This window comes from Francisella sp. 19S2-4 (genome assembly GCF_036281795.1).
Lineage (GTDB): Bacteria > Pseudomonadota > Gammaproteobacteria > Francisellales > Francisellaceae > Francisella.
This window is the reverse complement of the sequence record NZ_JAWUZH010000061.1, coordinates 1-9,888: the sequence shown is the minus strand read 5'-3', so window position 1 is coordinate 9,888 and position 9,888 is coordinate 1. Positions and strand designations below refer to the sequence as shown.

The following is a 9,888-nucleotide window of genomic DNA, read 5'->3' as shown; positions in this document are numbered from 1 at the left end:
AATACTAATATCTGTAACATCTGTATTTTACAAAATATATCTAACAATTTGGGATATTAATTCAACAGTCTTTCTAATAGTAGTATTAGTATAAATGCAATAAAGACAGATCTAACAATTGAAACTCTTTTTTTAACAAACCATAAAATAACCACTATCAATAGCATAATTACAGCTCGTTGAGTAGGTAAACTAAACCCAGCAAGCAAACTATAACTAAAAGCAACAAGAATTGAAAAAATAGCTCCAATATATTGTGCTGGTAACTTACGACATAGTTTAGGAGAAAGAGACCATACTCCCCTAAAAACCAAGAACGCAATGAATGCTAATAAACCTATATGTAAGCCAGAAATCACCATTAGATGAGAGGTTCCTGAATTTATTAATAGATTTTGTTCTGACTCGGTAAAATCCTTATCCCCTATTAACAACGCTAGTACGAAAGATTTTAAATCATTTCCTTTTAGCTGACTCTGCAAGTGATTATAAATATAGTATCTAAACCTTTCTGGCAAATATAAAACTGCTGTGCCTGTATATACAATTTCAGAATCTTTATTAACTGATCCTATAGCAACAATATCTTTATGCTCTAAGTATTGTGAATAATTAAAAGCATTAACATTATCATATTCATGCGGCTTATAAACTTTAGCTACTAAACTAAGCTTATTTGCTGGTACTAAATAATGTCTATAGCCCTTATCTGCTTTAAGTAAAATATCTCCATATTTAAAAGTGTGAAAAATGAATTCTAATTTATTATTGTCTTGTTTGGGAATACTGCTCACTATGCCTGATAGTGACATCTCTTGATTATATTTGAAGCTCTCAATACTATGATATGAATAGCAAGTAGAAGTAATTATGAATAAAAATAGAGCTAATAACCATTGCCTAACTGGCATCACTAAATAAAAAATAATACTTTACCTATATTGATGATATCATCTTGAACTTTCTAAGAAAAAAATATTAGCTTATCTTTTATAAAAACTATTGTAATTTATTTAAAAAGGTAGATAATACGTTCGCTTTAGTTCCAACAAGAGGTTATATGAAGCCTTTAAAAATACTTATTGATAATAAGAATGTGTGGTCGCCCTACTATCCTTATTCAAATCTAGAAACAACTCATCAATATCTACAAGATATTAGTATAAAACCAAACTATATTATAAATTTATCTGAACAGATGAGTTATTTAGAAGAAGGATATTATGCTTGTTTGTTAGCTCATTCAAATAAAGACACTATTTTACCAACGGTCGAAACTCTTAATAATATTAGTCATTTTGAGGAAACCCTATTATCTGACTTAGTTAGTAAAGATCTTAAGCTTGTTAACTCTCTTAAGTCTGAATATATAAGTATGAAAATATTCTTTGGGATATCTAATATAACAGGTATTGAAAAAATAGCTAAAAAGATATTTGAAGCTTTTCCTGCGCCAATACTAGAAGTAATATTAGAAAAGCAAAATGCTATTTGGAATATAAAGAAGATATCTATCGGTAAGCTGAGTCAATTAAATGATAATGAGCAGACAATATTCGCAAACGCGCTAAATAGCTTTAGTAGTAAAGTATGGCGCAAACGAAAAAATAAAAAAAATTATCATTATGATCTAGCAATATTGCACGATCCTAATGATACTCTCCCGCCAAGTGATAATAAAGCTCTTAAAAACTTCCAAAAAGCTGCTAATAATTTAGGTATATATACAGATTTGATAACAAAAGATGATTATATGAGTCTGCTTGAGTATGATGGACTTTTTATTAGAACAACAACCTCTACTAATCATTATAGTTATAGCTTTGCTAAAAAAGCCGAAGATAATAACTTAGTAGTAATCGATGATACAAAATCGATAACTTGCTGTACAAATAAAGTTTATCTACATAACTTGATGACTAAAAATAAGATTCCTACACCAGAAGGAAAACTTATCTTTAAAAATGATAAGTTTTCTCCACAAGATTTGATTAATGAACTTGGTCTACCTATAGTGCTAAAAATTCCTGATGGATCATTCTCGAAAGGTGTTAAAAAAGCTAGTTCTATTGAAGACTTAGAACAAATCTTAACAATTATGTTTGAGCAATCATCAATAATAATTGCCCAAAAATATTACTATACTAGCTTTGATTGGCGCATAGGGATACTAAATAATAAGCCAATTTATGCATGTAAATACTACATGGCAAAAGATCATTGGCAAATAACTAACCATAACAAGAAGTCTACACAGCATGGCAAGTCAGAAGCATTTGCTATTCATCAAGTTGATAAAGCTGTTATTAAGATAGCTCTTAAGGCAGCAAAGACTATAGGTAATGGATTATATGGTATAGATATTAAAGTAATTGATAATAAACCTATCATTATTGAAATTAATGATAATCCATCTATCGATTCTGATATTGAAGATGCCTATGTTGGTGATCAACTATACACTACTATAATGTTAGAATTTCTTAACAGAATGAACCATAAGAAGCTCCCATATGCAAATAACTAAAGCTAAGTTAGTAAACCTTGAAGAGCTTCTTAATTTAGAAAACTCTACTTTCCTATCTGACAAAATTTCTAGAAAGCAGTTTATTTACAATATAAAAAAACAAAAATATTTTTTTATTTCTCAAGAGGAAGACTCTTTAACCGGATATATATTATGTTTTGAGTATAAAAAGGTAATTAGAGTATATTCCCTTGCTGTTTGTAAAAACCATCAAGGCCATGGAATAGGTAGAAAACTTTTAGAGTATGTTTTAAATAATTCAATAAAAAACATATCTCTAGAAGTAAATATAAATAATTCTAGAGCCATCTCCTTATACAAAAGTATAGGGTTTAGAATTAGCAAACAAATTGATGATTTTTATGAAAATGGTGATGCCGCATATAAAATGTTACTCATCAGAGAAAATAGCTTTACAAATCAATAATGAAAAAGTTGAGCGATAATACTTTGTAAAAATATCTGGATACAAAATAGCACGATTAAAACAATTATTGGTGAGAAATCAAACCCTGATCTTGGCTTTATAATATTTCTAGCTTTTGATAGTAATGGCTCTGTAATTTGAAATATTACAATAAATATAGGATTTAGCCCACCTTGTATAAACCAACTAGCTATAGCTCTTATAACTATCAAATAAACATACATATTTATAATAGTAAAGACTATATCTACAAAAGGTTTTATAAATATAAATGTTAAGTTAAACCCTAAGCCATTTAATAAACCTAAAAGTAAATCTTGTATTACAAAAACTGTATAAACTGCTACAATACACGACCAATCTAAATTTAAAAAACCTGGCACAAGCTTTCTAAGTGGCAGAATAATTGCATTAGTAACACGCATAATCATTTGACAAACTGGATTATAAAAATCCGCCTTTACCCACTGTAAGAAAAATCTAAATAGCAATATAAAGGCATATAAGCCAAAAACTATACTAACTAAAAAATCAGCAACATTAATTAAACCATTTAACATTGTTAATACCTATTTATTCTTTATTATATATTCTATACCAGCAACCACTGCCTCAACTTGAGCTAAAATACACTCTTGTGGATTAGTTCTTGGACTATCAGGATATACCTCTGTTGTTGTTATATATTCAGCAGATGAAAGCGACATGCATAGTTTTTCCTTATCTGAATCGCAAGCCATAATACCATCTTTTATAGTATCATCTCCAAGAATGCTCATATCTGGATCTGTTGGTGCAATATGAGTAACCTTAGCAACCGCATCAATAATATATTTTTGAAACTCGTAATGAGGTCTATTACTATTTGCAACTAAATAAAAACCATCAGGAATACCCCATTTATCTATAGTTATTCCTTCTCGAGCTGCTAATGCTGGTCTAAATTCGCTATCATCAGTATCTGTAGTTTCATGAAGATCTATATGCATTACAAATTTTTGATTTAAAGAATATATATATTTCATTGCAGCAACAGATTCTTGGCATCCACTGTCTAAATAAAAAGACCTATTTGGATCGACGGCATTAGGATTCCAACGGTTAATTGTTTCATAACCCCAAGGACTTATACATGGCAATACAACTATATTAAAATCCTTAGTAAACTCTAAAGCTCTTGTTTGAGCAAAGCTAATTGCTCCTTGAACACCACTTGTCTCATACCCATGAACACCTCCTGTAACTAGTATAGATGGCTTAGAAGAGTCCCAATTTTTAGTTTTAAGAGCATACAACTTATATTTACCTACTGGATACTCAAGATGATGATATATCTCTATATCAAACTCTGTAGCCAAAGCTAATATTTTTTGCTCCGCTTCCTCATAATAAGATCTCTTTTTTACTTGTTCAGAAAGCCATTGTTGTTTTTCTTCTGAACCCCATTTTTTACCAGGTGTTCCAATATGATAATTTTCAGACATATCTAAAATTAGTTAATATAAATATTAGCTAACAATTATATATTTTTTTAAGCTAAAAGTCAGTGGATGAAATATTTTTAAATTTTGATAGCCTTGTGTGGCTGGGCTACCAGGATTCGAACCTGGGAATGACGGGATCAAAACCCGTTGCCTTACCGCTTGGCGATAGCCCAACAAAAAAACTAACCAGAAAAGTTAGTAGGCATAGTTTAATGTTTTAACCACCCATTTGTCAAGAGATTTATCAATTTTTCTTGCAAGTTGTTGTAGTTTATCTTCATCTTGGGACAATAGATAAAAGCATGAACCTGTTCCAGTCATTCTGAAGCTAGGATCTAAGTCTTGTATATACTCTTTAAAATAAGGATGCTTTGTAAAAAAAACATTCTCAAAATCATTATGCATACTTTTTTCATCAAAACTAAAGCCTTTAGATAACTGTTTTGTTGTTTTTACTAGGCTTTCACTATCGAAAAACTCTTTCGTACTTATATGGATATTTGGCTTAATAAGTAGCACATAATGCTCTTCAAAGTTTTTCTGACATAGTTGATCTCCTATTCCTTCAGCCCATGCCGATTTTCCATATAAGAATATTGGCACATCCGCACCAAGCTTAACTGCTAATGACATCATATCTTCATTAGATAATCTAGGTATATAAAAATCTCGCAGAGCCATAAGAGTTGTTGCAGCATTAGAGCTACCACCACCAAGCCCAGCTCCCATAGGTATTCTTTTTAATAGCTCAACATCAACACCTACTTCAGCAATATCAAAGGTTTCTTGAAATCCTTTTATTGCTTTATATACTAAATTATCATTTTTTGATGAGATCGCTATATTACTTGAAATATTGATTTCAGATGAGTCATTAAATCTAAATTTTAAATCATCTTTTAAATCAATAAATGTAAACCACGTTTGCAAATTATGATAACCATCATCTCGCTTATTTAATATATGCAAGAAAAGATTAATTTTTGCAAAGCTTTTATATTCTAAAACTGCCATGATTTTATAACTATTTTTATTATTAAACCATCTCTAGACATTCTTATCTTTGATGGTAGAGGGTATTTAGAATCAACAAACTGATAACCCTTATATGATATATCCCAACCATTCTGCTCGAGAGTATCTAAAAGATTATTCTGATTAAGTTTAGACTTATATTCAACATTAGGTATAGCTATAGCTTTTACCCAATATTTTAAACCTTCAATAGGAACATACCAGCCCAACTGCTCTATCATTAATGATTTTACATCATTAGCTTCTATCTTCTGACCTTGACTATTTTCTAATGTTACATTATTAGGATCACCTTTTATCTCTACACTGCCTATGCCTAAAGGTCCGTATAGCTTAATACTAAATTTATCACCCTTTTGAGAATATATATAATCTGCAGATTCAGCTTTATTATTATAAATAATTCCTAAAACACCTCTTATCTTCCAGCTTTCAAGCTTAAGAAGCTGTGACTTAACTTTATCTTGCTCAAAAGTATTTTTTGAAGATATTGGAGTCATTTTTGTTTGTATAGAAGTACAGGAAGCCATTACACAAATACCTAAAAAAACTACCAAGAGCTTAGATATCTGCTTTATACCTATTTTTAACTTTAACATAATGTTCCGCATTCTCTTTTATAGTTTGTCTTTCTTGATCAGTAATAGGCCTAACTTTTTTTACTGGAGACCCTAGATACATATAACCAGACTCAAGGACTTTTCCTGGAGGTACTAAACTACCAGCCCCTAAGAAAACCCATGGTTCTATAATGGCGCCATCTAAAACTATAGCTCCCATACCTATTAAACAATTATCTTTTATTTCACAACCATGCAACACAACTCCGTGCCCTACAGTAACATTATCTCCAATAGTTAGAGCAAAACCTTCTCCTGAGTCTTTAGGGTACTCTGTAGTATGTAAAGTACTACAATCTTGAATATTACTACCTTTGCCAATAGTTATTGTTAATAAATCCCCTCGAACACTTACTTGAGGCCAAATAGATGCATTATCTTTAAGGATAACATCTCCTATTACTGCTGCTGACTCATCTACATATGCAGATTCAGCAACATCTGGGGTTCTACCATTAAAACTTCTTATACATCTAGACACAACTGATCCTTATTCTTTTTACTAACATTATCTCTTAATGAAATTAAACTATAGTTATCTGATTTAATTCTCTTATTTTTACTAAATGGTTGCGCATATCCATAACTATCAATTATGAATAATGGTATCGCACGAGGATTATCTGTAAAGAAATTATCTAGCGTATAGTTTGAGGTAATATTTGTACTTCTTATACTTGCACCTTTATTTAATCTATCTATTAAAAGATTAAAATCAACATCTTCATCAAAAAGCAATGTTGCAAGGTTTGTTTCTATAGCACCAATACCCTTATAACTCTCTTTCTGAGAGGTTCTAAGAACGTAAGTATTTTTAGCTCCAAATTCATGCTTATATTTAACAGCGGATACTGCATTTACATATTCACTCGTTGATAAACCTAACATTGATCCAATACCAACAAGACTAATGCTCCAATCAGCATGAATCGAGACTGGACTGCCATAATATGTATTTAAACCAAGCTGTCGACATTTTTGAACATTTGCCCAAGACGAATCTGTGATAATAACTTCAATATCATTTTTAACAAAAATCTCAGCTAACTCGCGTGCAAACCTGTTACCTCCAATTATTAAGAAGCCTTTACCTTCAGGCTCTGTAACCCCTAAAGCTTTTGAGATTGGGGGAGTAAAAATACTCTGGAAAATAACCGTAAATATAATTACCATAAACACAAAAAATACTAAAGTATTTGCTTGCGTTGTTAACTCTGGATTTGCTTTACTAATTTTAACAGCTACTAGAGCAGCTACAGAAGCAGCTATAATTCCACGCGGATAAATCATACCCATAACAATCTTTTCTGCAAAAGTTGCTTTTGACCCTATAGAGCATACTAAGACTACTACTGGTCGCAATACAAACTGTAAAAATAGAAATATCTCAATCAGAGCTAACCAATAGTCTTTAAATAAACTAAAATCAATATCAGAACCTAAAACGATAAACAATACTGAAATAATTACTATACTAAGATTCTCCTTGAAAGACACAATGTCAGACATTTTAATATCTTTCATGTTTGCCATTACAAGTCCTGCTACAGTAACCATCAATAAACCAGCGCCGTGCATCAGGGAGTCTGTAATTATAAATCCTACAACTATAACTGCTAAAACAAAAAAGCTTTTAAGATATTCTGGAATATAGTGTCTTCTAAAACTTAATCCAATAAAGTACCCAAATATAAAGCCGGAGGTAATCCCTAATATACAAACAAATATAATATATACAATAAAAATACTAACACCGTTTGGTTGCCCATAATACGAACTACCTAAGACAAACCAGGAAAGCATAAAAACAACAACAAGAGCGCCGATTGGATCAACTATTATTGCCTCCCATTTTAAAATATTTGCAATATGCTTTTTAGGTCTTATAGTGCGCATTAATGGTGGCACTACAGTTGGACCACTGACACAAGTTATACCTCCAATTAATAAAGATAACTGAAGATTTAAACCTAATATTTTATAACAGAAAATAGCAGTGAATATAATTGTCAGAGCTAACCCCACTGTAATAAGTAAAGTCACAATACTACTAACATTCTTAATCTCTCTAAAGTTTAAAGATAGACTTCCCTCAAAAAGAATTATAGCAACGCATATTGATACAAATGGTGATAAAGATTGACCAAATATAATATTACCATCCACGAGTTTAAATCCATCATGAAAAAACTGTGCTGAAACAGGTCCTAAGAGAATACCACTTAATATTAAGAATAATATTGATGGCAGCTTCAATTTCCACGATAAAAATTGAGAAACGATAGCAAAAAGCAATATTAGTCCTGATGCTAACATGATGTAGTTAGATGAATGTAAAAAGGCTTCTATACTATTATCCAAAATCAACTCCAAGTAGAGATAATACCTTAACGGGAGGTTACGATATTATATTATATTAGTTTTTTTATCAATCTATAGGAATACTAATAAAACTATCAATTTATCTATATCTTAAATATATACAGATAAATCTAAAGTTAAGGTATTCATATATTGATTATTATATAACCGTTGATAAGAGTACTCTGGCCCTAACAACACATTATTATCAAAATAAGCCCTCTGTGCAGAGACAATCCACTGATTCTTAATACCTGAACTAGCAAGCCCAAAAGTTGGCGATGCATTAGATATCGGCATAGGGATATTTTCAGCATTATATGATTGACCATATGTTACGTTAAAGTTTGTATCCCTACCACCTAAAGTAAGACCATATGCTAAACCAAAATACCATGCTCCAGCATTTACACTAGTACCATTTTGATTAAAATCTTCAGCATTAGTTGTTGTTGACCATCCTCCCTGAAGCTGGCCAATACCTCCTAATATAGAGTATGCTAAGGTTCCATCAAAATTTATCACACCAACATTATCACCACCTCTGCCTATACTATCAAGAAACTGAGATATACTTGTATTTCCTGCTCCTGCAATATTAAAGACATACCCAGCATTAAAACCAACAGAGAGATCCTCTGTCCAAGAATCTGCATAGAAAAATCCTGCAGAAAAGTTCGCCTGATTATCATTAGACCCAAAGACAGCTATATTAGTGTTTATTATGTCACTTTTATAGTTTACGGATATATTAGTAACCTTATCTGGAGATAAAAAATCGTCAATAATACCGCTGGTCCAAGGTCCTCCTCCACCATAAGAGCCAACAGAAAGCTTATTTCTACCCACTGTTACAAAAAAGGTGATGTATCTAAGTTACCAAACATTACAAAAGCATTTCCTAATCCAAAGCTTCCTGTTTCATCTGTATCAAAATCAAACTGAGCTGTTACGTAGTGTCCTAAGTTTGAAAGAAAATAAAGTTTTGCGTTTGTTAAGTATATATTCTGTCCAGTAGCTTGAAAATTAGCAGCTCCTCCTGTTCTACTTATTTGACTACCAAACCATGTTTGAGCATCAGCTTCTATATATCCTCCAAAGAATACTGCATAATCATTAAATGCATCTCTTTGACCTAGTATTGTAGAAGCAAAAAGATTACTCGAAATCATTCCTATTGGAATACTATTGTTACCAGAGTATGATCCTAAGTAAGTTATCTGACCTTGAGTTGTAATTGCTGGAGCATTACCGACGTCAATCTTTCCTTTTAAAATAAATACACCTTTATTATTTTGTTCTGTATCTATAGCATCACCACTTATTGCTGATGCTATATCAGTGCCATCAGTATCTTTAAAAGACTGTTGAATTAATATCCCAAATTGTTAGATATATTTTGTAAAATACAGATGTTACAGATATTAGTATTTT

General features: G+C 31.2%; 8 protein-coding genes, 1 tRNA gene and 2 pseudogenes. 2 read left to right on the top strand and 9 right to left on the bottom strand.

All coding sequences use genetic code 11. The features are described 5' to 3' along the window. Positions 1-71: 71 nt before the first annotated feature. Positions 72-911: pseudogene (locus R8535_RS10165) on the bottom strand (ComEC/Rec2 family competence protein); the annotation flags it as partial. 149 nt (positions 912-1,060) lie between these two features. Between R8535_RS10165 and R8535_RS10160 the strand changes: the two are divergent. After that, a complete protein-coding gene (locus tag R8535_RS10160; RefSeq protein WP_329498949.1) occupies positions 1,061-2,527 on the top strand; it encodes a RimK family protein in 1,467 nt (488 codons plus the stop codon). After that, a complete protein-coding gene (locus R8535_RS10155; RefSeq protein WP_329498948.1) occupies positions 2,514-2,954 on the top strand; it encodes a GNAT family N-acetyltransferase in 441 nt (146 codons plus the stop codon). The genes R8535_RS10160 and R8535_RS10155 overlap by 14 nt, the downstream gene beginning before the upstream one ends. Here the strand turns inward: R8535_RS10155 and R8535_RS10150 are convergent. The 8 genes and pseudogenes from R8535_RS10150 to R8535_RS10115 form a co-directional block, all read right to left on the bottom strand. After that, positions 2,948-3,514, bottom strand: a complete 567-nt coding sequence (locus tag R8535_RS10150; RefSeq protein WP_329498946.1) for a YggT family protein — start codon at positions 3,512-3,514, stop codon at positions 2,948-2,950. The genes R8535_RS10155 and R8535_RS10150 overlap by 7 nt on opposite strands. A 9-nt stretch (positions 3,515-3,523) precedes the next feature. Continuing rightward, positions 3,524-4,438 carry a M14 family metallopeptidase gene (locus tag R8535_RS10145; RefSeq protein WP_329498944.1) on the bottom strand — a complete coding sequence of 305 codons (915 nt, stop codon included), beginning with the start codon at positions 4,436-4,438 and terminating at the stop codon, positions 3,524-3,526. 98 nt (positions 4,439-4,536) lie between these two features. Next, positions 4,537-4,611: transfer RNA gene (locus R8535_RS10140), tRNA-Gln, on the bottom strand. Positions 4,612-4,633: 22 nt separating this feature from the next. Beyond that, entirely contained in the window at positions 4,634-5,452 is an 819-nt protein-coding gene (gene ispE / locus R8535_RS10135; protein ID WP_329498942.1) for a 4-(cytidine 5'-diphospho)-2-C-methyl-D-erythritol kinase, read from the bottom strand. Further along, complete coding sequence (gene lolB, locus R8535_RS10130) at positions 5,440-6,084, bottom strand: lipoprotein insertase outer membrane protein LolB (RefSeq protein ID WP_329498940.1); 645 nt, start codon at positions 6,082-6,084, stop codon at positions 5,440-5,442. The genes ispE and lolB overlap by 13 nt, the downstream gene beginning before the upstream one ends. Further along, positions 6,035-6,574: a gamma carbonic anhydrase family protein gene (locus R8535_RS10125; RefSeq protein WP_329498938.1), complete on the bottom strand. Its 540-nt coding sequence runs from the start codon at positions 6,572-6,574 to the stop codon at positions 6,035-6,037. Before R8535_RS10125 ends, lolB begins: the two co-directional genes overlap by 50 nt. Then, positions 6,559-8,409: a cation:proton antiporter gene (locus R8535_RS10120; protein ID WP_442902180.1), complete on the bottom strand. Its 1,851-nt coding sequence runs from the start codon at positions 8,407-8,409 to the stop codon at positions 6,559-6,561. The genes R8535_RS10125 and R8535_RS10120 overlap by 16 nt, the downstream gene beginning before the upstream one ends. A gap of 156 nt (positions 8,410-8,565) precedes the next feature. Beyond that, positions 8,566-9,749, bottom strand: a pseudogene (locus R8535_RS10115) (DUF3573 domain-containing protein); the annotation flags it as partial. Between the last annotated feature and the right edge of the window lie 139 nt (positions 9,750-9,888).